Origin of the sequence: Undibacterium sp. TC9W, assembly GCF_049339865.1 — a bacterium.
GTDB lineage: Bacteria > Pseudomonadota > Gammaproteobacteria > Burkholderiales > Burkholderiaceae_D > Undibacterium.
The window spans coordinates 223449-248690 of sequence record NZ_JBMPPJ010000001.1 but is presented as its reverse complement, the minus strand read 5'-3'; the positions used below and the strand labels follow the sequence as shown (position 1 = coordinate 248690).

General features: G+C 49.3%; 21 protein-coding genes. 2 read left to right on the top strand and 19 right to left on the bottom strand.

All coding sequences use genetic code 11. From position 1 onward, the window contains the following. Positions 1-6: 6 nt before the first annotated feature. The 13 genes from ACO0LN_RS01155 to ACO0LN_RS01095 form a co-directional block, all read right to left on the bottom strand. Complete coding sequence (locus ACO0LN_RS01155) at positions 7-2370, bottom strand: TonB-dependent receptor plug domain-containing protein (RefSeq protein ID WP_422970570.1); 2364 nt, start codon at positions 2368-2370, stop codon at positions 7-9. A 176-nt stretch (positions 2371-2546) separates the two neighbouring features. After that, positions 2547-3911 (bottom strand): ABC transporter permease, encoded by a 1365-nt coding sequence (locus tag ACO0LN_RS01150; protein ID WP_422970569.1) that lies wholly within the window; start codon positions 3909-3911, stop codon positions 2547-2549. 62 nt (positions 3912-3973) lie between these two features. Then, positions 3974-4921, bottom strand: a complete 948-nt coding sequence (locus ACO0LN_RS01145) for an ABC transporter ATP-binding protein (protein ID WP_422970568.1) — start codon at positions 4919-4921, stop codon at positions 3974-3976. Between the two features lie 224 nt (positions 4922-5145). Next, positions 5146-6666, bottom strand: a complete 1521-nt coding sequence (purF, locus tag ACO0LN_RS01140) for an amidophosphoribosyltransferase (RefSeq protein WP_422970567.1) — start codon at positions 6664-6666, stop codon at positions 5146-5148. Positions 6667-6688: 22 nt separating this feature from the next. Next, on the bottom strand, positions 6689-7177 hold the full coding sequence (locus tag ACO0LN_RS01135; RefSeq protein WP_422970566.1) for a CvpA family protein: 489 nt from the start codon (positions 7175-7177) through the stop codon (positions 6689-6691). A 19-nt stretch (positions 7178-7196) separates the two neighbouring features. Beyond that, positions 7197-8276: an SPOR domain-containing protein gene (locus ACO0LN_RS01130; protein WP_422970565.1), complete on the bottom strand. Its 1080-nt coding sequence runs from the start codon at positions 8274-8276 to the stop codon at positions 7197-7199. A 62-nt stretch (positions 8277-8338) separates the two neighbouring features. After that, on the bottom strand, positions 8339-9628 hold the full coding sequence (gene folC / locus ACO0LN_RS01125) for a bifunctional tetrahydrofolate synthase/dihydrofolate synthase (protein WP_422970564.1): 1290 nt from the start codon (positions 9626-9628) through the stop codon (positions 8339-8341). A 55-nt stretch (positions 9629-9683) separates the two neighbouring features. Beyond that, positions 9684-10559, bottom strand: coding sequence for an acetyl-CoA carboxylase, carboxyltransferase subunit beta (accD, locus tag ACO0LN_RS01120; RefSeq protein ID WP_422970563.1), 876 nt, complete (start codon positions 10557-10559; stop codon positions 9684-9686). An 85-nt stretch (positions 10560-10644) separates the two neighbouring features. After that, on the bottom strand, positions 10645-11451 hold the full coding sequence (gene trpA, locus ACO0LN_RS01115; RefSeq protein ID WP_422970562.1) for a tryptophan synthase subunit alpha: 807 nt from the start codon (positions 11449-11451) through the stop codon (positions 10645-10647). A gap of 138 nt (positions 11452-11589) precedes the next feature. Beyond that, entirely contained in the window at positions 11590-12858 is a 1269-nt protein-coding gene (trpB, locus tag ACO0LN_RS01110) for a tryptophan synthase subunit beta (RefSeq protein ID WP_422970561.1), read from the bottom strand. A 60-nt stretch (positions 12859-12918) separates the two neighbouring features. Continuing rightward, on the bottom strand, positions 12919-13584 hold the full coding sequence (locus ACO0LN_RS01105; RefSeq protein ID WP_422970560.1) for a phosphoribosylanthranilate isomerase: 666 nt from the start codon (positions 13582-13584) through the stop codon (positions 12919-12921). An 88-nt stretch (positions 13585-13672) separates the two neighbouring features. Further along, on the bottom strand, positions 13673-13936 hold the full coding sequence (locus tag ACO0LN_RS01100; RefSeq protein ID WP_422970559.1) for a hypothetical protein: 264 nt from the start codon (positions 13934-13936) through the stop codon (positions 13673-13675). Between the two features lie 45 nt (positions 13937-13981). Continuing rightward, on the bottom strand, positions 13982-14251 hold the full coding sequence (locus tag ACO0LN_RS01095) for a hypothetical protein (protein WP_422970558.1): 270 nt from the start codon (positions 14249-14251) through the stop codon (positions 13982-13984). 287 nt (positions 14252-14538) lie between these two features. On the opposite strand from ACO0LN_RS01095, the gene ACO0LN_RS01090 reads away from it, so the two are divergent. Next, a complete protein-coding gene (locus ACO0LN_RS01090) occupies positions 14539-15270 on the top strand; it encodes a WecB/TagA/CpsF family glycosyltransferase (RefSeq protein WP_422970557.1) in 732 nt (243 codons plus the stop codon). A 120-nt stretch (positions 15271-15390) separates the two neighbouring features. Here ACO0LN_RS01090 and aceA read toward each other — a convergent pair whose 3' ends face one another. Next, on the bottom strand, positions 15391-16689 hold the full coding sequence (gene aceA, locus ACO0LN_RS01085; RefSeq protein WP_422970556.1) for an isocitrate lyase: 1299 nt from the start codon (positions 16687-16689) through the stop codon (positions 15391-15393). Positions 16690-17077: 388 nt separating this feature from the next. Then, positions 17078-19393, bottom strand: a complete 2316-nt coding sequence (locus tag ACO0LN_RS01080) for a capsular biosynthesis protein (RefSeq protein ID WP_422970555.1) — start codon at positions 19391-19393, stop codon at positions 17078-17080. A gap of 146 nt (positions 19394-19539) precedes the next feature. Between ACO0LN_RS01080 and ACO0LN_RS01075 the strand changes: the two genes are divergently transcribed. After that, the gene (locus ACO0LN_RS01075; RefSeq protein ID WP_422970554.1) at positions 19540-20877 is read left to right on the top strand and encodes an O-antigen ligase family protein; all 1338 of its coding nucleotides are present in this window, start codon (positions 19540-19542) and stop codon (positions 20875-20877) included. Here the strand turns inward: ACO0LN_RS01075 and ACO0LN_RS01070 are convergent. The 4 genes from ACO0LN_RS01070 to ACO0LN_RS01055 are packed head-to-tail and all read right to left on the bottom strand — an operon-like array spanning position 20866 to position 25240. Beyond that, positions 20866-21915, bottom strand: coding sequence for an acyltransferase family protein (locus ACO0LN_RS01070; RefSeq protein ID WP_422970553.1), 1050 nt, complete (start codon positions 21913-21915; stop codon positions 20866-20868). The two genes, ACO0LN_RS01075 and ACO0LN_RS01070, sit on opposite strands and share 12 nt — an antisense overlap. A 3-nt stretch (positions 21916-21918) precedes the next feature. After that, a complete protein-coding gene (locus tag ACO0LN_RS01065) occupies positions 21919-22872 on the bottom strand; it encodes a glycosyltransferase family 2 protein (protein ID WP_422970552.1) in 954 nt (317 codons plus the stop codon). 6 nt (positions 22873-22878) lie between these two features. Then, a complete protein-coding gene (locus tag ACO0LN_RS01060; protein ID WP_422970551.1) occupies positions 22879-23817 on the bottom strand; it encodes a polysaccharide biosynthesis tyrosine autokinase in 939 nt (312 codons plus the stop codon). Then, positions 23804-25240: a Wzz/FepE/Etk N-terminal domain-containing protein gene (locus tag ACO0LN_RS01055; protein WP_422970550.1), complete on the bottom strand. Its 1437-nt coding sequence runs from the start codon at positions 25238-25240 to the stop codon at positions 23804-23806. The genes ACO0LN_RS01060 and ACO0LN_RS01055 overlap by 14 nt, the downstream gene beginning before the upstream one ends. Between the last annotated feature and the right edge of the window lie 2 nt (positions 25241-25242).

The window sequence follows — 25242 nt, the reverse complement described above, 5'->3', positions numbered from 1 at the left end:
CATGACTTACAGCTTCATCTCTATACGCAATGTCCAGGTGGTATAGGTTTTGGATGTGTTGTAGTCAATACGGTTAAGTGTGTCCGAGTTCACTATGCTGCCACTCAGATAATCATTCGCCCGCAGATTATTGGCGGACAGGCGCACTTGCAAGTTTGGATTGAATTTCCACAAACCATACAGATCTACTTGACGTTTGATACCCGTCTGGTTGATCTGGACGTTACTGCTTTGTATTTCATAGGCTGGCGTCCAGTTGATATTACCGCCAACAGTCAGCGGGATACCTGCCGGACGATAATCAAGGCCAAAATTGGCAGTTTGTGTAGGTTGCTGGTCAAGGCGATTATTCGGCCCCTTGATATCATCCACAGTGGACCAGAAATGGCTATAGTTGCTGCGCACATCAATAGCCGGGCCATCAGGGAAGAATTCCTGCAACTGGAATTTTGCTTCCAATTCTATGCCTTTGGTCGTTGCGTGACCGATATTCACAGGCTTGGAAATCTGGCGCGTCTTGTACAAACCATCTGCCAAATCCAAAACCTGGACCGGATCTGTGCTTCTGCGTATCAGATTATTGATATCGCGAACAAAAAAGTTAGCACTGATAATACCTGCGCGCGTCAAATAATGTTCAAAAGCGAGATCAATACCTTTGGATAACTCCGGCTTCAAGAATGGATTGCCCGTGCGGTCAGGGCGATAAAAACTGTTTTGATTGGAAATACTAGTCACAGCGATCAAATCACTCAATGCTGGCGCACGGTAACTTTGAGTCAAACTGGCTCTGATCTGATCCTTGCCAGCACCAGGAATACGCCAGACGCCATGCAAAACCGGGCTCCAGACGCTACTGGTATTTTCTATCGCATTACCACCCACCGTGCTGCTAGTCTTGATGCCTTCCCAACGCAAACCTGCATAAGCAGAGAATTGTGGATTGATATCAAATTCGTCCTGCGCAAAAACTGCCAGGCGACGAGTATTGGCATCCAGGTTGTCACCGGATTCGGCAAACTGCGGCTTACCATTATCGAGAGAAATACGGGTCTGGCTGCGCTTGCCCATTTCCATGTCCCAACCTGCCGCCAGTGTATGTCCTTCGCCATAAGGCATGGTGAACTTACCGCCAGTATTGATACTGCTGTCCCGGGTGTTATTGACATCGCTGAACATGTCGATCTGGTTACCATTTTTATCAAACTGATAGCGCAAGGAATTGCTATCCATCTTACCCAGGCCACCACCAAATTTGATGTTCAGTTTGGAATTACCTTCAAACTTATGCTGCCAGTTACCGAAGCCGCGCAAGAATGTTGTCTCTGCGTGTGCAGTTCCGGTTGCTACTGCGAAATCCCCGTTAGTGACAGATTCTTTAAAGTTATTCGAGCTATTAGGGTCAGTCGGGTTATTTGATTTAATCACATAGTGATCGATCAAATTAACGTCACTTCGGGTGCTGGAATCACTGCGCGAATTCATCAGGAATGGCTGCACCATCAAAGTGTCACCATTTTCAAACCTATAGTTAAAACGCGGCGTCAAATGAATGCCTATCGTCCTACGGTTAGTTTGATCATATTGATTCTGAATTAAAGTTTCAGATAAAGTCTGAGGATCTCGCTGTGGACCATGATCATAAGAACTCGTAAAAGTACTGCCGTCGTCATGCTGGCGATTCTGAAAAACAGAGCCACTCAATGCGTACGACAAATTACCAATTTCTCCTGGCACCGTCAGCGACACATTCGGCGCCAGCCTGCCCTGTTCATAGCCCATGGATAATTTCAGGTCGATATCTTTTTGCTTGTACTCTTCCCGCAACACAATGTTGATGGTGCCGGCAATCGCCTGGGTACTGTATTCAGCCACAGTTCCGCGGATGATTTCTATACGCTCCACCTGATCAGGCGTCAGGCTATCCATGGAAAACCCACGTGGTGCACGTTCACCATTGAGCAGGATCTGGGTATAGCCATTGCCCATGCCGCGCATGCGTATATCACCGCCGCGTCCTGGCCTGCCACCGACCGTGACGCCGGGCAGGCGTTTCAACACCTCGCCGAGATTGCTGTCACCATTCCTGTCCAGCTCTTCCCTGCCGAAAATAATTTTAGCTGCAGTCGATTGGCGGCGCTCTTCCTGGTCAGTACGGCCACCACTGATGGTGACTTTTTGTATATTGTCCTTGCTGGCTGCTTCAGTTTTTTTGTCGCCCGTCCTGGCCTTGGCCTTCGCATCCTGAGAATTTTCTTCAGTGCTTTTTACGGTTTCTGGTGGAGTAGTTTGCGCATAAGCAAACGTGGTCACTGAGAAAACACTGGCAACCGCCAGTGTCAGGGTACGCAATCTAAATTTTGGATACATAGGCGTCAAACAAGAAAATACAAAACTGCATGAGCACAGGCATACCTGTACTCTCATGCCAAGATTGTATTTTTAAGCAAGCTTGAATACCAGCAAACACAGGTTCATATTTGTATAGAATTGAAACAGTGGGCCGGTGATGGTTACTTTGTGATACCAGACAAAAACTATGGCTTTCAGTTTTTACGAAAGCGCCATAGTGCAATTACCCCAAAAACAGCCGCAAAAGCCAGTTGCACACCTATGGCAGGCAAAGCTGCATCCAAACCAAGGCCGCGCCAGGTCATGGCATCGAGACCATCCACAGCCCAGCGTGTGGGTACGATCAGGGTCAGGCTTTGCAACCATTGCGGAAACATGAAAGACGGCATCCAGGCACCGCTGAGCATGACCATGATCAGGGTCGCAAACACCGATATGCCACGCGCCGCCTCAGGGGTTTTGCCAAAGGCAGCAATCAATAAACCAAAGCTGGCAGTCATCAAGGAGAAAGAAATGACTACACCGATAAAGCCAGGCAGACTTCCCGCTATATGCACATTAAATACAAAAACTGCGACCAGAAAAATAAAACACATGAGGCCACAGGCAATCAGGGCACATGACAAGGCCCTGGCGATTAACACCGTGTTCAAGCCAACTGGCGCGGCCAGCAAGCGGCTCCACAAACCCAGCCGCCTCGCCAGCAGTATGCCTATGCCCGCATCTATCGCCATGAATAAAATAAACTGCACACTCATGCCTGCAAATGAATGAGCATAACCATTGTATTTATTGGTGACCGGGTCACCTGCGGTCATGGCCTGATCCTTGGTAACAAACGGCATGCTCAAGCCAGTATTTGCGGCCTTTGCGGCATTTGCTGACTTTGCTGCATCTGTTGATTTTGCAGCAAGTGCGCTTGATGAATCAGCAGTTGCAGCAGTATCTGCAACCTCAGTTTTCTGCTGACTGAGCTGGAATTTTTTCAGGCTACCAAGAAAGTCATGCAGCTCACCTTTATTTTTATTGGCTTCATCCATCTTTCCCAGCTCTTGCAGGCTCTGGTCTATGAACTTGGTGCCTGACTTGCCACCAAACATTTCGGCACTGACACTTTGCATGACTTGCTGCGTCAGCATGCCCTTGACCATGGCCAGCACTGCGGTTTGCGAGGGGTCGTAAAAAATAAGCAGCTCTGGTTTTTCCTTACCACCAAACAAGGCTCCGCCAGCCTGGTCACCAAATTTCTCAGGTATCAGGACTGCCATATTGAGCTTGCCTTTCAGCACCAGAGCCTTGGCCTCTTCCAGGGGTAATTCCTTGACCGACAAAGTGGCCTCCTCCTTCAAGCCCTTTACTATTTTCTGGCTGATCACATGATCATCCTGACTGATAACGGCGATCTCTATCTTGGCCGCATCTTTAGCCTCTCTGCCACCAGTGACAAATCCAAAGAATGCCCCCAACAGTATGGGCATCACCAGATTAAGCAATAAAGCGCGGCGGTCAGCCAGGAACAAGATCAGGTCTTTTCGTATCAGTGCGATCAGGGCAGTCATTATGGTTCCTTAGTATTTCGTATTCTTATTAGAGAGACTTCAGGAATAAATCGGAAACAAAATCAATCGCGCAAACTACGCCCGGTCAGGGTCAGGAATACCGCTTCAAGATTGGTTTTTGCAGTCGCAAAGTGATTGGTCTTGTAGCCGTTTTTTGCCAGCCAACTCAGCAAACCAAAAGCTACCTCATGCTCAGTCAGCGTCACATCCAGATGCTTGCCCTGGTCTGACATGTGCACACTATCGACACCTGGCAAGACACTCAGGGCAGCAACATCTGTTTCAGTGATCTGCGTATTCAAATCCAGTTGCAACGCTGCCTTGGCAGGCAAACGGCGATACAAATCTGCCGGGGTTTCATTGGCAATGACTTTGCCATGATCGATAATGACGATATGGTCAGCCAGACGCTCAACCTCTTCCATATAGTGACTGGTATAGATAAGCGTGCGGCCTTGTGCCTTGAGCACTTCCAGACTGTCAAAAATCGCATTGCGGCTTTGTGGATCAACACCCACGGTAGGCTCATCCAGTATCAATAATTCCGGGTCATGCAAAAGTGCGGCAGCAATATTCAGACGACGTTTCATACCACCAGAGAAAGTCGATGGCTTGTCATTTGCCCTGTCCGCCAGATTGACCAGCTCCAGCACCGCATCACAGCGCTGTTGCAACTTGCTGCCAGACAGGCCATACAAGGCACCAAACAGCTTGAGGTTTTCCCGTGCTGGTAATTCGTCATACAGCGCCAGGTCTTGCGGTACCAGCCCTATCTTGAATTTAACCGCATTATTACCCGCCCCCATGGTCTGCCCATCCAGCAATACCTTGCCCTGCTCAGGCTGTAACAAGCCGCAAATCATGCTGACTGTGGTTGATTTGCCCGCTCCGTTTGGCCCCAGCAAACCCAGGGTTTGCCCGCGTTCAATAGTAAATGAAACATCATCAACGACCTTGCGTGCGCCATATGATTTAGTCAAGTTCTGTACATCCAGCAGCGTGCTAGCCATGGGATTTGCCTTAATGGAGAACAATTGAACACAATTTAAAGAACCAGTGTCAGCAATGGTAATTCAAACAATGCTTTTACAGCAAACAAGAATCCTGACTATGCGCGAGTTTGCAACAGATGGGGCAATACCAAGGCCAAAGACATAAAAAAAACCTGCCTATTTGAAGTAAGCAGGTTTATAAATTCAGCCAGCCGTTTTCAGGCGGGCTTTGATCTTCATGATCAGTCGGCGCGATCTGCCAGGTTCAGGTTCAATTGAGAACGCAGCAAGTCTTCAGTATCTGGACGCGGGCTATTACGCGCTGTTTCCAGCTTGTCGAGATAACCAGACGTGACATCACCCGTGATGTAAAAACCATCAAAGCAGGATGCTTCTATGTTTTTCAACAGCGGGTTAACATCAGAAATCGAACGCTTCATCGCCGCCACATCCTGATACACCAAGGCGTCAGCAGTGATTTCACGGCAGACTTCTTCTTCACTACGGCCATAGGCGATCAATTCGCTGCGGGTAGGCATATCGATGCCATAGACGTTAGGGAATTGCACCGGTGGCGCTGCAGAAGCAAAAATCACACGCCTTGCACCAGATTCACGCGCCATTTGCACGATTTCACGGCTGGTTGTGCCGCGGACGATGGAATCATCGACCAGCAAGACACTCTTGCCCTTGAATTCCGAACCAATGGCATTCAACTTTTGACGCACAGACTTACGACGCACAGCCTGGCCTGGCATCATGAACGTACGGCCTATATAGCGATTCTTGATAAAGCCTTCGCGATAATCAAGATTCAATTTTTGCGCCAATTCCATTGCCGATGGACGGGAAGAATCTGGGATAGGCATGACGACATCGATTTCACCATCGCGGAATTGATTACGTACCTTGTCGGCCAGATACTCACCCATTTTCAGGCGGGTCAGATACACCGAGGCACCATCGATGATGGAATCAGGACGGGCCAGATACACATATTCAAATGCGCATGGGTTCAAGCTAGGATTATCAGCACATTGCTGGGTATGCAATTTGCCATCCATATCGACGAACAGAGCCTCACCCGGTTCTACGTCACGCAGGAACTTGAAGCCCAGGCCTTCGAGTGCAACTGATTCGCTGGCGATCATGTATTCAGTGCCGCTTTCGGTCTGTGAAACACCGACACACAAAGGGCGAATACCAAATGGATCACGGAAAGCCAGCAAGCCATAGCCAGAGATTTGTGCAACAACGGCGTAAGAACCACGTACACGCCTGTGCAGCATGGATACCGCACGGAACAAGCCTTCAGGATCGAGTGAGTAGCCGCTGGTGACTTCCTGTATCTGATGCGCCAGGATGTTGAGCAAGACTTCAGAGTCAGAATCGGTATTCAAATGACGACGGTCATTTTTGAACAGCTCTATTTTCAGCTCTACCGCATTGGTCAGGTTGCCGTTGTGCGCCAGCACGATACCAAATGGTGCATTGACATAAAAGGGTTGCGCTTCTTCTTCGCTGGTGGAACCGGCAGTTGGATAACGTACTTGCCCAATACCGACATTACCAGGCAAAGAACGCATATTGCGGGTACGGAATACGTCACGCACGAGCCCATTCGCTTTATGCATGGCGAATTTATTGCCATGATTTGTTGCGATACCAGCTGCGTCCTGACCGCGGTGCTGCAACAACAGCAGCGCATCATAAAGCAATTGATTAACAGGATTATTTGAGAATACGCCTACGATGCCACACATGGTGGACTCCTAAAAAAAACAATTAAAACTTTACATGCTCCGAAACCGAGACTGGCAACAGCGGGATCACCGTGCGCGCTGCGGTTTCTGCAAGAGGACTAAGCCATGCATGGGTCCAGAACGGCTGCTGCGGTATGGATGTCATACCGCACACCAACACGGCAGCCAACACCAGTATGCAACCACGCGCCAGACCAAACAGACCACCAAGACCCCGATCTGCCAATGTCAGACCGCTGGCCTTGATCATGGCATCCACCGCCAGCATGATCAGCGCCATTAACAGGCGCACACCGATAAACAGGGCAATAAAGGCAACGATCAGGCGCAGCATCTGGCCGGGCACCATGGATGGCAACCAGGTCGCCAAAATATCACTATAGGCATTGGCAACCACAAATGCGACCACCCAGCTAACCAGCGACAAAATTTCTTTAATTAAACCGCGCAGCGTACTGATCACGATAGAACAAACCAGGATCAGCAGCACGAGATAATCAAACAATGTCACGCCAGATATTCCTTACTCATTAGTTAGGTGGCAGGCTGGCGCTCAGGCCCAGCTTGCTTAATTTGGCGCGCATTTTATCTGCCTCTTCTTTGGAAGCAAAGGGGCCCACCCTGATCCTTGTCACTTCACCATTCGTGGTGATGATCTTTTGCGTATATGAACGTATATTCGCCGCGTTCAGCTTGGCTTGCACTTCATCCACTTTGGATTGTGTAGAAAAGGCGCCTGCCTGCACCGTGTAAGATGATTTTTCTGCAGGTTTGTCCGCGGTTTCTGGCTTGCTGACTACCGGCTTGGTAGCTGGTGGAGTTTTACCTTCGAGTATGGCCAGCGCACGGGCGGCATCATCATCGGCATTACCAGGTTTGGCGACAACTGGTTTGACATCAGTTTTTTCAGTTTTTTCAGGCTTAGCAGGCTTGGCTTCAGCTTTAGGCTCATTTTTTGCCGTAGCCACATCCTTCTCCACCGCTTTGACTGGAGCTGGAACTGGCTTTACCTCAACTTTTGGTTCAGGTTTGCTTTCTGCTTTTACTACAGGTTTGGTTTCTGTCTTTGTTTCGGGTTTTGCTTCTGTCTTTACTTCAGGCTTGACTGGCTTGGCTGTGGCTGGCGCAGTCTGGGCTAGCGTAGTAGCGCCCGCAGTGGTCATGGACTTGACCTGTCTGTCGGCGCCATCATTGGCAGCGACTTTGTTTTTTGGCGTCGCTGGTACTTCTATTATTTCTTCAGGCGGCTCATCTGGCAGCTGTTTTTTGGATTTTGGCGCGACAGCATCGGCAGCGATGTCCGGCGTTTTATCCTTGGAGGGAATGCGGATATTAATATCATCCGGCAAAGGCTTGGGATCAGAATCGAGGATCATAGGCAAGCCTATGATGGCAGCCAGTGCCAGTGCAACGGCACCTATCAGGCGGCGCCTGGCACGTTTTTTCTCAGGCAATATGGGATCATCGACCTTGGAGCGCCTTCTGGGCTCGGCCTTTTTTGTCCTGGAACGAGTTTCGATACTCTCTTCTTCAGCGCGGGAACGGAATTCACCGCTATCCTGAGTATCGGAAGTTTCTTGCTTCTGTGTAAAACGCGAGAGCAAACCCATGTGCAAATTTCTGGTTGGTTAGCAAGCGGGTCCGTCAGCAACAAACCAGCTTGCAAAAAACATCAATGGAGAGCAGAACGACGGGCGCGCATCACACCTGCCACCGTCAGAAAGGATCCAAAGACCACTATTCTATCATTTTCGCCCGCCTTGCTGACGGCGTCTGCATATGCCTTCTCTGGCGTATCAAAACTGGTGACGGTTTTTTCAGTATCTGCCAGCACGCCAGCGGCGACCAATTTGTCTTTCAATACCTCAACTGGGGCCGCTCGCGGCAAAGGCAAGGCCGTGACGCACCAGTGATCGACTTTTTCTTTCAATTGAGCAATGACGCCGTCAATATCCTTGTCGAGCATGGAACCAAATACTGCGTAGGTATAGGCATGAAAACCCATATTGTCGAGATTTTGTGCCAACGTAGCGGCGGCGTGCGGATTATGTGCCACATCCAGCACCACGGTCGGGCGACCTGGCATGACCTGGAAGCGACCCGGCAAATCCACCATGACCAGACCAGTACGCACTTCTTGGGCACCGACTGGCAATTCAAGCTTCAAAGCTTCCAGCGCTGCCAGCACGGCGGACGCATTCAAGAGCTGGTTGGCACCACGCAAACTCGGATAACCCAGGGAATTACGGCGCTGGCTGCGGCCCGCAAAATTCCATTGCTGCTTGTCACCGTTGTAATTGAAATCGCGGCCAAACAACCACAAGTCAGCACCGATGGCATTGGCATGGTCTATCAGGGACTGGGGTGGTAAAGGATCACCACAAATCGCTGCCTTGCCCGGGCGGAAGATGCCAGCTTTTTCAAAGCCTATCTTTTCGCGGGTATCACCAAGGTAGTCAATATGGTCGATATCAATGCTGGTGACGATGGAGACATCGGCATCAATGACATTCACCGCATCCAGGCGACCTCCGAGACCAACTTCGAGAATCACCACGTCAAGCTTGGCATCAGCCAGCAATTTGCAAATTGCCAGCGTAGTAAATTCAAAGTAGGTCAGCGAAATATCGCCACGAGCCTCTTCAACAGCATTGAAAGTAGAGACAAAGACATCGTCCTTGACCATCTCGCCATTGATGCGGGCACGCTCATTGAAGTCGAGGAAATGCGGCTTGCTGTACAGACCAACACGGTAACCAGCCTGCATCAGCACGGCTTCCAGCATGGCGCAGGTAGAACCCTTGCCATTGGTGCCAGCGACCATGATGACGGGGCAATCATAGTGGATCGCCAGCTTGTTCTTGACCGCAGCAACGCGGTCCAGGCCCATGTCGATTTCTTTGGAATGGCGGGTTTCAAGTACGGCCAGCCAGTCAGCCAGGGTGGCAGGTAAATTTGTCATAAGATAAAAAAAGCCCGAACAAAATGCTTCGGGCTTATTAGGTATTCAATATATATCAGGTGGATACTGCTTCAGCAGGCTGGTTTTGCAACAAAGCCAGCAAACGCGCGATTTCTTCACGCATCTTGCGGCGATCGACGATCATGTCGATCGCGCCTTTTTGCAGCAAGAATTCAGAACGCTGGAAGCCTTCTGGCAATTTTTCACGCACGGTATTTTCAATCACGCGCGGGCCAGCAAAACCGATCAAAGCTTTGGGCTCGGCAATCACTACGTCACCGAGGAAGGCGAAGGAAGCAGATACACCCCCCATGGTAGGGTCGGTCAAAACAGAAATGAAAGGCAGTTTCTTTTCAGACAATTTGGTCAGCATGGACGTGGTTTTTGCCATCTGCATCAGGGACAACAAACCCTCTTGCATACGTGCACCACCGGTAGCGGTAAAGCAAATGAAAGGTACTTTTTGCTCCAGTGCCGCTTGCGCACCACGCACGAACCGCTCACCAACGACAGAACCCATGGAACCACCCATGAATTCAAACTCGAAACAAGCAGCAACGACAGGCACAGCCATGATGGAGCCACCCATGACAACCAGGGCATCAGTCTCACCCGTAGTTTCCAGCGCATCTTTGAGGCGATCAGGGTATTTTTTGCTGTCTTTGAATTTCAGTGTATCGATCGGCAAGACTTCCTGGCCGATTTCATAACGACCACCCGCATCAAGCAAGGCATCCAGACGTTCACGTGCGCCTATACGCAAATGATGGCTACATTTTGGGCAAACATGGATATTGGCTTCCAGATCAGAACGATACAGCACCGCTTCGCAAGAGGGGCACTTGACCCACAAACCTTCAGGAATCGACTTACGATTTGCAGATTCCGAGCGTTGTATACGCGGCGGCAACAGTTTTTCTAACCAACTCATGTTTTCTCCTTATGGCCGCCAGGCTGTCTTTTTAACAACCCGGCATCAGGTTCATTCTGGTAAAAGAACCAGTCAGGCGCGTATTTTACTCGTCCAAAGCCTGTCTGACACCAGAAATAAAGCTTTTCACTGCAGCAACTGCGGCAATTACGTCTCCACGCGGGGTATTTTCCAGTTCCTGGATGATACGCGAACCTATTACCACGGCATCCGATACCGTAGAAATAGCTCGCGCCGTCGCCCCGTCACGTATGCCAAAGCCCACGCCTACTGGTACTTTGACATGCTTTTTGATACGCGGGATCATGGCGGCAACCGCATCCAGATCCAGTGCACCAGAACCGGTAACACCCTTCAGTGACACATAATATACATAACCACTGGCAATTTTACCAACTTGCGCTATGCGCTCATCAGTCGATGTCGGTGCCAGCAAGAAAATGGTATCCATCCCCTGTTGCTGCATTTTACTTGCAAATTCTTCACATTCTTCCGGCGGGTAATCCACTACCAGCACACCATCCACCCCAACCTCAGCTGCCTTGGCGATGAACGCATCCTGTCCCATGCGCTCTATAGGGTTGGCATAACCCATGAGCACAACTGGTGTCTTTTGATTACTTTGCCGGAATTCGCGGACGAATTGTAATACATCCCGCAAGCCAACTCCAAATTGCAGCGCTCTTTCAGAAGCACGCTGTATGACAGGGCCATCTGCCATGGGGTCAGAAAACGGCACGCCCAGCTCGATAATATCGGCCCCGCCCTCGACTAAAGCATGCATCAGCGGCACAGTTAATTCAGGCGCTGGGTCACCTGCTGTGATGAAAGGGATCAAACCTTTTTTATTGCTGGCCGCCAAAGCAGCCATGGTATTTTGAATTCTTGACATCTTGTTGGTCCTTATTTGATGCGCTATGCGCTGTCCAGGACATCAATCCTGCGATGGCATCAGTCTCAATTCTTGATAGGGAAGACATGCAGGCCGCATTCCTATATGCATGCGCCTGCATGTTTACTCAATGGCCGGTCAGAACTTCAACCCGGCACGTTCGGCCACGGTATGCATGTCCTTGTCACCACGGCCCGACAGATTTGCGAGGATTATCTGCTCTTTGGGCAAAGTCGCTGCCAGTTTGGCTGCATAGGCCAAAGCATGACTGGATTCCAGTGCAGGGATGATGCCCTCAATGCGGCAGCAATCATGAAAAGCCTTAAGCGCCTCATCATCGGTAATAGTCACATATTGCGCACGGCCACTTTCTTTTAACCATGCATGTTCAGGGCCTACACCTGGGTAATCCAGGCCAGCCGACACAGAATGCGTTTCTATGACCTGACCATTATCATCCTGCAGTAAATAAGTACGGTTACCATGTAGTACGCCAGGTGAACCTGCTGTCAGCGAGGCTGAATGCTTGCCGCTTTCCAGCCCCTCCCCTGCCGCTTCCACACCGATGAGTCTGACTTGCTCATGATCAATGTAAGGATAAAAAATACCCATGGCATTTGAGCCACCACCTACGCAAGCCACGACATGGTCAGGCTGACGTCCGGTTTGCTCAGGCATCTGCCATAGGCATTCCTCACCGATAACGGACTGGAAGTCCCTGACCATCATCGGGTACGGGTGTGGGCCAGCCACTGTGCCTATGATGTAAAACGTATTATCCACATTCGCCACCCAGTCACGCATGGCTTCGTTCAACGCATCCTTCAGGGTTTTCGAACCAGATTCCACTGGGACCACACTGGCACCCAACAGCTTCATGCGGTACACATTCTGCGCCTGACGCTTGACGTCTTCCGACCCCATGTAGACTATACATTCGAGTCCAAAACGGGCGCAAATGGTAGCAGTCGCAACACCATGCTGACCGGCACCGGTTTCTGCAATCACACGCGGCTTACCCATACGCTTGGCCAGCAAAGCCTGGCCAATGACATTATTGATCTTGTGTGCACCGGTGTGATTCAGATCTTCACGCTTAAAATAGATTTGTGCCCCACCCATCAAATCAGACCAGCGTTTGGCGTGGTACACAGGGGATGGGCGACCAACGAAATACTTTAATTCATTACGAAACTCGGCCAAAAACTCAGGATCATTTTGGTATTTAGCATAGGCTTCTTTGAGTTCTGTCAGCGCATGTGTCAAGGTTTCGGACACAAACGTACCACCGAACTGACCAAAATGGCCACGCACATCGGGTAAATGGTATCCGGCTGACTGGTAAATTGCCTGGTTGGCGATAGGTTGATGCTCGAACTGAGCATTCAAAGACTGGAGTTCTTTCATTTTCTTTCCTTCAAACTGGCTTGAAAGCGATGCACCAGGGATATACCCCACACAACATCACTATTCCTGATTGTCTGCCAGACGCACCGCAGCAATAAACGCGCGCACGCTAGCCTCATCCTTGATACCCTTTGCCGCCTCGACACCACTGCTGATATCGACCGCAAACGGGCGAACCTGACTAACTGCGCCAGTCGCGTTCTGTACGCTCAAGCCACCACTTAAAACGACCCGAGGCGCGAGCTCTTTTGGAATGAGAGACCAATCAAAAACCTTTCCACTACCGCCATACCCATCAACATGGGTATCTAGCAATAAACCACTGAATAAAGGACTAGCCTTACGATAAGACTGCTCGCATTCTAACAAATCCTCAGGCTTTGTGTCAGCTTTGACGCGATAAGCACGAATAAAAGGACGATTGACACTGGCCGCTAGGCTGGCGCATTGCTCAGGTGTTTCATCGCCGTGGAATTGCAACAGTTGCACAGGAGCCTTACTGATCACGTCTTGCAAACCTGCCTCGTCGATATTAACGAAAAGGCCAACCGACATGACAAAGGGAGGAATATCGAGGAGCAAGGCCCCAGCTAGCTCCGGCGTGACATAGCGCGGGCTTGGCGGATAAAACACAAAACCCAGGGCATCAGCGCCAGCCGCAACAACAAAGCGAACATCTTCTGTAAGAGTTAAACCGCAAATTTTGATTCTGGTTCTGTGAAGCATGGCACTTCCTAATGTAAAAACTTTTCCAATTCAAACCAATACAAATTTTTGTCGCACTCCGTAATCGCCAGCATCAAACAGTGGCAGCTTACTTCGCTTCGGTATTATTCTTGAAAAATTGAAGCAGCATTAATTTTTGTCTGTACACAAATCCAATAAGAACAAACCCTATCAATGCCACCATAAAATATGTCAAACCTAAGCAGGCATTGATAGCAGAACCAGCCAGCCAAGCATATAAAATATACCAAGCAGCGTTACTGCCCTGACGGGAACGATATGCTAGCCAAGCCGGAGGAAATAAAACTGCCAATACAATCAGGAAATTTAGAGCATTTATATCGTCGAACATGGTCAGACTTCTTTAGGTTGAAGGGCTAAAAATCATCACTAAGCATTAACTGAAAACCAACACCAGATACGATACTACGGTAGCGACAAACAGTATGAGCACATGACTCCTCTTATTTTTTGGGTTAATTACAACCGCATAAGTAGTAAATCCAAACGCCACACAGAATATCTTCAGGATTTGCGCTGCAACTGCAGACAAATGAGTTTCAGCACAAGGCTCAGCCAAGATGCTAATTACAAAACCAATAATTCCCAAACAGATAATTAGTTTTCTTTCCAAACTTAATCGCTGTTTGACCTGCATATATTCCATAAGTCTCCCTTAGTGCCATCAACAAGCCAAGCACAAGCGATTGACACTACAAAGTAGAATGTTACCCATCAATTATCACAATATCAGGATATTCTGAAAAGTGCTCACTTATAAAAAAACTGGGAATGAAAATTGACACATGTAACCTTCCAGCGCTTGAGCATATATAGAGGCAAATACTTGATTGAAGCATGCGATAATCGATTACCATTTCATTCATAGACGCCATGAATTCACCTGCGACAAAACCACTCATTACCCGGCTATTCGGATTGGACATCTGCAATATGCGTTTTGCAGAGGCCAACCAGCATTTGCTGGAAGTTGCCAGCAGCCGTGACCATGCGAGCCGCGTGGTGGTGACGCCGAATGTGGATCATATGACCAAGCTCGAGTATGAGCCTGAGTTCAAAACCTTGTATGGGACTTCAGATTATATTTTCGCCGATGGCATGCCCATTATCTGGGCCAGCAAGATGTGCGCCCTGCCCTTGCCGGAACGAGTGACTGGCGCGGACCTGTTCGTATCACTATGTCGAGGCTGCATAGAAAAAGATTTGTCGATTTTTGTTTTGGGTGGCATGCCAGGGCAAGAAAGCCTGTTACTGGAATCATTCGCCAAGACTTACCCTGGATTGAAAGTCGATATTTTTTGCCCGTCCATGCAGCTCACTGCAGATGGTGCAGAAAGTGATATGGCAATACAGCGAATACAGGCTGCGAAACCGAATATCCTTTTCATTTGCCTGGGCATGCCCAAACAGGAAAGACTGGCATTTCGCTATCGCGCGCAATTCATCACTGACAACGTGCCATTAATATTGTGTGTAGGTGCAGCCATGGAATTTGCATTGGGCCAGAAAAAACGTGCGCCCCTATGGATGCAAAAGATAGGTATGGAATGGTTCTGGCGTCTTGCCAGCGAGCCACGCCGTTTATGGCAACGCTACACAACACAAGCCTGGCGCTTTGTTGGACTCTTGCTGCGTGAGAGAAAGATACAAAAGCAAATGCGCTGAATCCAAAAAAATTCCAGCAAGCTGTACTCTAAGTTTAGGTAAAACAATAAAAAAAACCGCACAGATAACAATCTGTGCGGTTTTTTCTTGGGAGCTTAGCTACTGCTTATCTTTACAAACTTACGCTACTTTTTTTGCATCGAAGAATTGTTCATCTTCAGTAGAGCCATGCAAAGCTGTTGTAGAAGATTTACCTTGCTGGATAGTTTGTGTCACTGCATCAAAGTAACCAGTACCAACTTCACGTTGATGTTTAACTGCGGTAAAGCCTTTTTCTGCCGCTGCGAATTCAGCTTCCTGCAATTCAACGAAGGCAGACATCTGGCGACGTGCGTAGCCATGTGCCAAGTTAAACATGCCGTAGTTCAATGCATGGAAGCCTGCCAGTGTGATGAACTGGAATTTGTAGCCCATTGCGCCCAGTTCTTTCTGGAATTTGGCGATCGTTGCATCGTCCAGATTTTTCTTCCAGTTGAAAGAGGGTGAGCAGTTATAGGACAGCAATTTGCCTGGGAACTTGGCATGGATAGCGTCAGCAAATGCTTTGGCAAATTCCAGGTCAGGTTTGCCAGTTTCACACCAGATCAAATCTGCATATTCTGCATAGGCCAGGCCACGGGAAATCGCTTGATCCAGACCTGGTTTGGTTTTGTAGAAGCCTTCAACTGTGCGCTCACCTGTGCAGAAAGGCTGGTCGTTAGGATCAACGTCAGATGTCAGCAAATCAGCAGCTTCAGCATCGGTACGAGCCAAAATCACGGTGGATGTGCCCATGATGTCAGCAGCCAGACGTGCTGCGTTCAGTTTTTCAATCGCTTCACGAGTAGGAACCAGAACCTTGCCGCCCATGTGGCCGCATTTTTTAACAGAAGCCAGTTGATCTTCAAAGTGAACGCCTGATGCGCCTGCTTCGATCATGGCTTTCATCAATTCAAAGGCATTCAATACGCCACCAAAACCGGCTTCAGCATCAGCCACGATAGGGGCGAAGAAGTCGATGTCATCTTTGCCTTCAGACCATTGGATCTGGTCAGCGCGTGTCAGTGTGTTGTTGATGCGTTTGACAACCAGTGGTACAGAATTGGCTGGGTACAGGGATTGGTCAGGATACATTTCGCCGGCAACGTTAGCGTCGCCAGCAACTTGCCAGCCAGACAGGTAGATGGCTTTCAAGCCAGCTTTAACCTGTTGCATGGCCTGGTTACCAGTCAGCGCGCCCAGAGCATTGATGAAAGGTTCGTTATTGACCAGATCCCACAATTTGATCGCGCCATTTTTGGCGATAGTGTGCTCAACCTTCATGGAGCCACGCAGGCGAACTACGTCTTCTGCCGTGTAATTACGCTTGATACCATTCCAGCGTGGATTGGTATCCCAGTCTTTTTGCAATTCTGCTACTTGTTGTGCGCGAGTTGTCATATTTCTCTCCTGTGGGCAAATCAAATGAAAAGGTGCATCCGTTGAGAGAAATAATAGAGTATTTTTTGCGGAGCAACAAGGTCTTATATAAGACATATGACAAATATTTAATCGTTTAAAATCAAATACTTAAAATTCATTTTTTGCGATATGAAATTATATTTCTTAGAATGAGAAAAATAATTTGTGCGGCGAGACAGAGATTTTTCACAATATGAAAAATTGATTTCACATCATAAAATTTGGCAATTCAGTTTTTTACACAAAGAAAATTAAGTTTCAAATTCCCAGAGGAAACTGGAAGTTTTTTGCGCAGAACTTATATGGATACATATATGGGTCCATATTGCTGTCATTGTTGACATCACCACCCACGGCAGCAGCAGGCTTATTCGAGCACAATCTCATACCAGGGCGACGGAAAGTCAAAGTCAAGCTCAAAACCATCTGGCTTTTTCCTGATGGCAGAACTGGCCAGTGCTTTCATGCGTACACCATTTCCATCCAGCGGATACACCGTCATCTTTTTGCTTTTGCTGGCATGAAATAACTTGACCGGGATACGCTCCAGCCATACTGGCGCAAGGCCTTTCAGCGAACCGGAAGGTTTTCTGGCTGTTGCCAGGTCAGGCTCCAGCGTCCACCATCCAGATTGCCCCTCGTAATTCAACAATTGTTTAGGACGTTCAGGTTGGACGCCAGCTTGCGTAGTCGTCGTGGCACCACTCAATACCAGCAACAGGTGGCGACTATGCTTCAAAGGCAAAGCATCGCGGCTGCTCAGCATAATGACGCCATATTGCCGCCCTTTTTCTGAAAACACAGGCAGGTATTTATCTGCTTCCATAATGACAGAGCCCGGCGCTTTGTGCCCCGCGAACAGGCGCGTATAAGCAGTTTCTGCTGCCAGCCAGGGGCCAGATTCACCGTAACGTAATTGTCCCCCGGCTGCGGCCCAGGTCATATCATCTTCATGCCATAACCTGGCAGTATGCTGCACCGGCCCGACCTGTTTGGCTTGCGTGCCATACATCATGGCTACTCGGGTATAAAAAGCATGCCGGTAATCAATACCGTATTGCGCCTGTAGCCAGGCAGGCATTCCACCGCCACTGACGCCATCACGCAAAGCGCCCAGCATGGTGCGCTCTTCAGGTGCCAGGTTGATATTCATCTGTGTTGGTAATGGCTGCACCTGGTATTGTCTGAACAGAGCCGCCGCCATGCCGCTGACCACGAGTTGTCCACTGTGGCCACTAAGCCCAAAACTGTCCGGCACGGACCGCCATACATCACCATCAATGTAATGAAACAGAAACAGCCCATCCCAGTCCTGGGCGCTGGCAAACGCACTCATGACAGGCAGAATTTCTGCCGACTGCCGATTTGGAAAAGCCTGATTGAATTCACTGACCACAAAGGGCTTGCGCGCATCGCGCACATATGCACGCTGCAACAGCGATTGCCAACCCTCGCGCAAGACGGAATTATTGCGTATGCGCCAGTCATTCCTGTCCCACTCTTTATGCGGAAAATCATAGTGATCTACATAGAAGTGTTCATCAACATAATCCATCTGCTGCTGCGCATCGGCCAGTGCTACTCCACCGAAATACATTTGCGTACCAGTCACAGGCAATAAATCCCCTGCTTCCTGCCTTACAGTCTTGCGGATCAGATTCAAATATTGCTGATCAAGATCAGACAAAAACCGCACATAGTCGAGTACCCTGCGGCCATTGCCCTTTTGATGTGGGTGGTATTGCTGCTGCAACGATGCCGGCGTTTCCCAACCCAGTTTATTGATTGCGCGTCGCGAAAAACGCTGCACACCCGCGACCCATCCTTCTCCATATTCAAGTATGCTGGCCTCGGATGACTTGACATTGATCACGCCTTTGCGCGGCATTGAACAGCTATCCCATAGCTTGCAGGCGTTGTCTGCATGCCCATGTTGACGCAGTACCCATTTTTGCCAATGCTGCTGCAAGGCTCTTTCATATTCACCTGTCAGGCCATCGAGCTGCTTTCTTTGCCAGGCACCCAGCAATGAAGATTCATTATTGATTTCAACCATCGCCAGGGCGGGATCATCCCTGAGCTCCAGCCTGCGCAATAGTTGCTGCACATACTCTGCCTGCAGACTGATCATGCGTGGCTCAAACAAATGCAGGGGATGGCTGGCAAAAGGCATTTGCTCACCGGCCATCAAAGGCGTGACCTGATCAACCGCCGGGCGAAATTGATAACCCACATGCAGGTTCAAATTGACGTACAGGCCTTCTGCCTTGAGCGCATTAATAAACACACGCAAACGTCGCAAGGCAGCTTCATTGAAGCTGGGATATGCTGCTGTAGTCAAAATACCACGCGGCTGATCCAGGCTATCGCTGAGTATACTATCCAAATGGTGCAGGCGCACTGCATTAAAACCCAGCTTGCGCAAACGGCGGGCGATTTTTTGTGCGTCTTTTTCTTCAGGAAAGTTTGCCGCACTGGACAGGCTGATGCCAAAAAAACGTACGCGTGCATCGTCTTTTGTACCTGCCCTGCCATCTGGGCCCACCCGGTAAAAATGTCCCTGCTTAACGAATACACGGTCACCCGCATCCAAAGGGTGATTCATACCACCAAAATCCACCATTGGCGACAATGCATCTTCATTAATCTCAAAGCGGTACCAGGCAATATCACCGGCAAGCACTAAAGATGAATGAAAACAAACAAGGCTCAGCAGCGTCAATCTGAAGACGAAAAAGGCCTGCAATCGAAAATACTTCATAGTTTGGGTCGCAACAGACAAGGTAGCCATTAGAATATCGCACAAACACATGACATTAGTATTGAGAAATGCAAAATTTGTCCGTACTGCCCGGCAATACCAGCCTGAACCTGCTGGAAACCAGAATCGTCAAACTGATGATCATTCTGTTCGTGGTTTTTTCCCTGTTACCTTATGGCATTTCCTGGGATTACACCGGCTCGTCTGCATTGACCATGGAAGGTTCTCTGACCACAAAACTGCAATGGGGAGGCCTGTTTTTGCTGGCAACATTCATCCTGTATCGTCACTTGCCTGAGGCCTTGCAAGATGTGCGGGCGATGAATCCCTTTCTGGCCTTCGTGTTGATATGGTGTCTGGCATCAAGCATCTGGTCGCCCTTGCCAGCGACGACTTTCAAACGTGCGATACAACTCTATGGTCTGGTGATGATAGGTTTCAGCATACAACTCGCTGAACAACCTTTAAAAATAATGGTGAACTATGTCTTGTATACCTTGACGGGTATGCTGATACTGTCCTTCTTTATGGCTGTTGCTGTTCCCAGCATAGGCATAGACTATGATCTGGGAGGCGCCTGGCGCGGTGCCCTGTCGCAAAAAAATGAGCTGGGCCAGGTTGCGGCCCTCAGCATTTTATTATGGCAAATCAAGGCATGCAGAGAGGCCGTGGGTATCAGGAGCCTGGCGCTGGGCATACTGTTTTCTTTTTTCATGCTGGTCATGAGTAAAAGCTCGACCAGCATGATCATCACCCTGCTGACTTCGGGCGTTTTCCATTTGCTGCGCAAGCGGCACATTTCATCTTCTTATTCTTTGACGCGGGCCAGCCTCGTAATGATTTGCCTGCTGACGATCGCTGTGTATGTCTTTTTTATGCAGGAATCGCGTCTGCCTACCTGGCAAGAAGCGGCATCACCGATTGCTGGCCTGTTTGGCAAAGGCACAGACCTGACTGGCCGCACTGATGTCTGGCAACTGGTAGAGATGGAGATTAACAAACACTATCTGTTTGGTCTGGGCTATGGCGCATTCTGGCTGGGGCCAGACAGCCTCTCGCAATTCGTGATCGATGCCCTGCACTGGATACCTTTGCAGTCTCACAATGGCTATCTGGATATTCTCAACGAACAAGGACTGATTGGTTTGATACTGGTGATACTCACCTTGTTGATGCAGGCAAAAATGTTGATTACGCTTTCTCATCAGGACAGGCAGCAAGCCGCCTTCTGGTCCGCCATGCTGGTTGTTGTCGTCATTACCAATTTCACCGAAAGCAGCTTGTTTCGTGGCTTTGTATTCCAGAATGTATTCTTTATCTTCAGCCTGATTGCGGTCAGCTCATCAAGCCGGAGATTCAAACTCGCAAAATCAAACCCAGCAAATTCAGCAAACTCAGACCATTAATTTGCGTCCAAGGTTCTGGAAAGTCTGTTCTATGTAACGGTATGACAAGTGGGATAACAGCAGCGAAAGCGCAGTGATGAGCACGACTCTCGGCAGAGTAGTCAGCTCTGGCAAAAAATGTGCGGCGCTATGTGTTACCAGCCAGTGATACAGGTAAAGGGAATAACTGATACGCCCCAGATAGACGACAGGTGGCAGTTGCAGGAAATTGTTCAAGGCATTTTTTTCAAATACCAGCATCGGGAACATATAGAGCAAAGCCACTCCCTGCAAAGAGTAACGCAAGGATTCACGAAACTCTTCGTTACGGATAGCTAGTGTCATCAACATTAAAAAGGCACCACACAGAAAGGTCTGCTGGCGTGATAGCTTGGCAAAAAAAAGTGGGTAGTACACCTGTATGATAGCCAGGACCACTCCATACAAAATGGAATCAGCGCGGGTATCGGTCGCCGTATAAATTCTGTAATGCGGCAAATGATCCAGACCTATGGCCAGCACCAGATACACACGCCAGGCCAGCATCGCCAACAGGATTACCGCGATCAGGCTCAAGAAGCGTTTTGGCAGGCTGATGAAACCGATAAACAAAAAAGGGAAAACAAAATAGAAATGCTCTTCCACTGCCAATGACCAGGTTATCGCCAAAGGCTGCTTGATCAACTCACCGCTGAAGCTGGAATATATGCCATAGTAATTCGCAAAATAAAAAAATACCGAGGCAATTTCTTTTTTCGGTGGCAACTCTCCGACAACAGCCATCAATGTCAGCGATATCAGCACAAAAAACAGCAAGGCCGGTGTCAGCCTGAATAGTCTGCGCACATAAAAATTTCGTATGCTCACACGGCCACTGGCGTCCCATTCTGCCAGCATCAGTTTGGTGATGATGAAACCGCTGATAAAAAAGAATATCGTCACGCCCAGGCCGCCAGGGAAGAGATGACCAAATCCTATGTGCGACATAAAAACCAGTGCAATGGATAAGGCGCGCAAGCCATCCAGTGCCTGTAAGCGTTGGGATTGATGAGCCGTCATGAATTATTTCTTTGCTGGCTGGCTGCCATAAGCATGGCTGGCGCTACCCCAGAAATAACTGAGTTTGCCCAGTTGCGAAGCAGCTACCCTGAGCCAGGTGAAGCTGCGCAGGAATTTAAAAGGCAATAACAGCAAGGCGAATAACAAGGCCAGCACAAACTGCACGCAGGCCCGGGCGCTGAGCATCAGTGCAGAACTGATTTTTTTGCCACCTTCGAGCATCGCCAGTTCGGTGCGGATGAATAATTGCCCGGTGCGGTAGGACCTTTGCAATAGCCATTTTGCGGTAGCCCTGTCTGCCGGAATAAATTCGTCAGCAAGAGCTTCATCACACCAGACCATGACGGCCCCCAGTTTATCCAGACGGCGAAACAACATGGTGTCTTCCCCACCCGTCGTACCAAAGGCAGGGTCGAACGGGCCTATGCCATCTTTTTGGGATGCAGCTATATCCTGCAATATTGAACGACTGACAAGCACATTACCACTACGGGCGTCCTTGTGATCTATTTTTGTGCCGGTAGGCATGCGGCGGCGGTCAAAGTAGCCACCCTCGCGTATCCAGGCTGGTGTACTTTCTGAGTACTCAGGCAGCACCGGTGCAAATACTACATCAGCCTGCTCAGCCTTTTGCACTTTCAGCAATTGCTCCAGCCAGTCTGGCACTGGCACTTCGTCATCATCAATCATGACTATCCATTGTCCGCTGGCGGCGGCAATAGCTGCATTTCTGGCCAGTGAAATATTTGAATTTGCCAGATTCAGCGCCTTGAGGCTTCCGGCGAAGCGAGCCGCCATTTCAGCCAGCACGCCAGCAGCAGACTGATTGACGTCATTATCAACAACCACTACTTCTATGGCCACATCCCGTAAAGTTTGCGTCAAAATAGCTTGCAACAAACGCCGCAACAATTCCGGCCTTTTATAAGTGCAAATGCAGATACTCAGTTCAGGCATATGAACTCAGCTTTTCCGCCGGAATAATCTGGACAGCAAACGCATTGCCCAGCTGAATGGCGCAAAACGCACTGCTCCTGCAGGCTCATATTGATTAAAGATCGTTCCCAGCACCTCGACACCAGCTGCCTGCATGTCTGCCTTGGCCTGGCGCAACTCATCGACATAGGTATGGTCTTTTCTGGCTACCAGCAAGACACTCCCGGTCTGATGAGCAACCATCTGGGCATCCGATGCCAGGGTCGCTGTATGGGTATCAACTACGAAAGCATCGAACTGATCAGAACAGGAATCAAGCAATTCACGCATGCGCGGAGCACGCAAAATCTCCAGCGGGTTAGGCGGTTGCGGCCCGGCTGGCATGAAATGTAAATTCGGCATCAGCTGTATCAGGGCATCGGATGCTTTAATACGCCCGGCCAATACAGAAGACAAACCATCTGGCTTGCCGAGTGAGAAATATTCATGTAGCTTGCCGCTACGCAGGTCTGCATCTATCAACAAAGTACGTTTGCCAACTTGCGACAAGGCGATAGCCAGGCTGGCTGCCATATAGGATTTGCCATCGCGGCGTGCCGGGCTGACCAGGGTGATCTTGATTTTCTCCTGGCCGCTGAATTTCAACAGCAATTCACTACGCAGGCGGCGGATTTCTTCTGCCTCCTTACTGAAAGGGAAGTAAAAGAATTTGAGAGACTTGTCGGCACTGCCGTTAATCAGGTCCTTGGTTGAATACCCGAACTGCTCGCCCAAAGCCTGATCAAGCTGCGTCTGGCTCAGGTAACCCAGCGCCAGTGCTGCATCACCAAACCTGAGTTTTTTTTCTTTTTGCAGTTGGGCGATCTGGTCTATCTGCTCAGGCGTGAGTAAACCTTTTTGCAGGAATAACTCGCCGAGCCGGCCTATTTTAGAAGCTGGTACATTCATGGTTTCAGCTGTTTGCATGCAAACCACCCTCACCCTGTCCATTGCCGCTCAGTTTCTCATCAAATCCAATTTTTGCCATCACAGGTTCATCAAATTCACGCTCCAGATCTTCGAGGCAACGTACACGGCGGTTCATTAATTCGAGCAGGAAGGCCAGGCCAAAACCAAACACGATGCCAGCCAACAAGCCAAACACAAGGTTATTGCGCAGCAGTGGCTTGGCATGCTTCTCCGGCAGCTCTGCCCATTGCATGACTGAGGCATTTGAGATGGCCACATTACTGGTCATCAGCAACTCATCAAATTTTTGTATGGCGGCGTTGTAAATCTTTTGCACGCTATCAAGCTGACGCTGGTAAGAGCTGATGACGTCCCTGTGTTTCTTGTTTTCAAACGTCTTTTTCTGATAGCTGGCGATCTCTGTTTCTATGACCTTTTCCTGCTGGCTCAGACGCACTTCAGAAGCACCAAGCATTTCAAATGCAGTAGCAGACTCTCTTTTAAGCTTGTCCAGCAGAGCCTGGCGCTCGTCATTGATCGCCATGTATTTGGGGTGACGCAATCCCAGAGTAATCTTGGCATTGGCCAACTGAGTATCAAGCGAAATCAGGGCAGCTTTCAGGCCTGAGATATGGCCTATGCCAGCAATCTCAGGAATATCTGACTCTGGATTGCCTTCACGCACGAGTTTTTCCAGCGACTGGCGCTTGGCCTGGGCTTCCACTTTTTGCAGTTGCACATCAATCAGGCGCACACTCAAGGCATTCATTTGTTTGGATTCGATGTCAGCTCGCTCATCGACATCAACAATCTGATATTCCTGCTGGTAAGCCGTCAGTTTTTTTTGCAACTCATCAATCTGCCGACTCATGGACTCAAGCTGGGCGTTGTATTGATCACGCCTGGCCCTGGCTGGTGCGTTCATCATCTCCAGCGACAAATCTATATAGGCCTTGACGACAGCATTGGCAACTTCTTTGGCATGCTTGGGGTCACTTGATGAATACTGGATTTCTATGACGCGGCTATTCTTGTGTGGCGACACATCAGTATTCCTGACGATGGATTCAGCCAGTGCGCGCAAGCCACGCTGCTCCCCATATCTTTGTACAAAGCGTTTGGCCTCAGGCGTGGTCTGCAAGCCCAATGCCTGTATCACTCGCTCAGCAACCTGCACACTCTTGATAACGTCAAACTGGGTCTGCAGATAGCTTTCATCCTGCATGGGGTGAAATTGGCGGCCACCGATAGGGTCATTGACGCGGTAATCGATAAAAATATCAGCCACTGCCACATAGGTCTTGGGCAAGACCAGGCTGGCCACGACTGCTCCAACAACAGCGACTATCATGACAAAGGCGATTAACAGCTGGCGCGCCCGCAACATTGCCCCTATCTGGGCAAAGGACAAGACCAATTCACTTGGAGAGGTTTTTATCATAC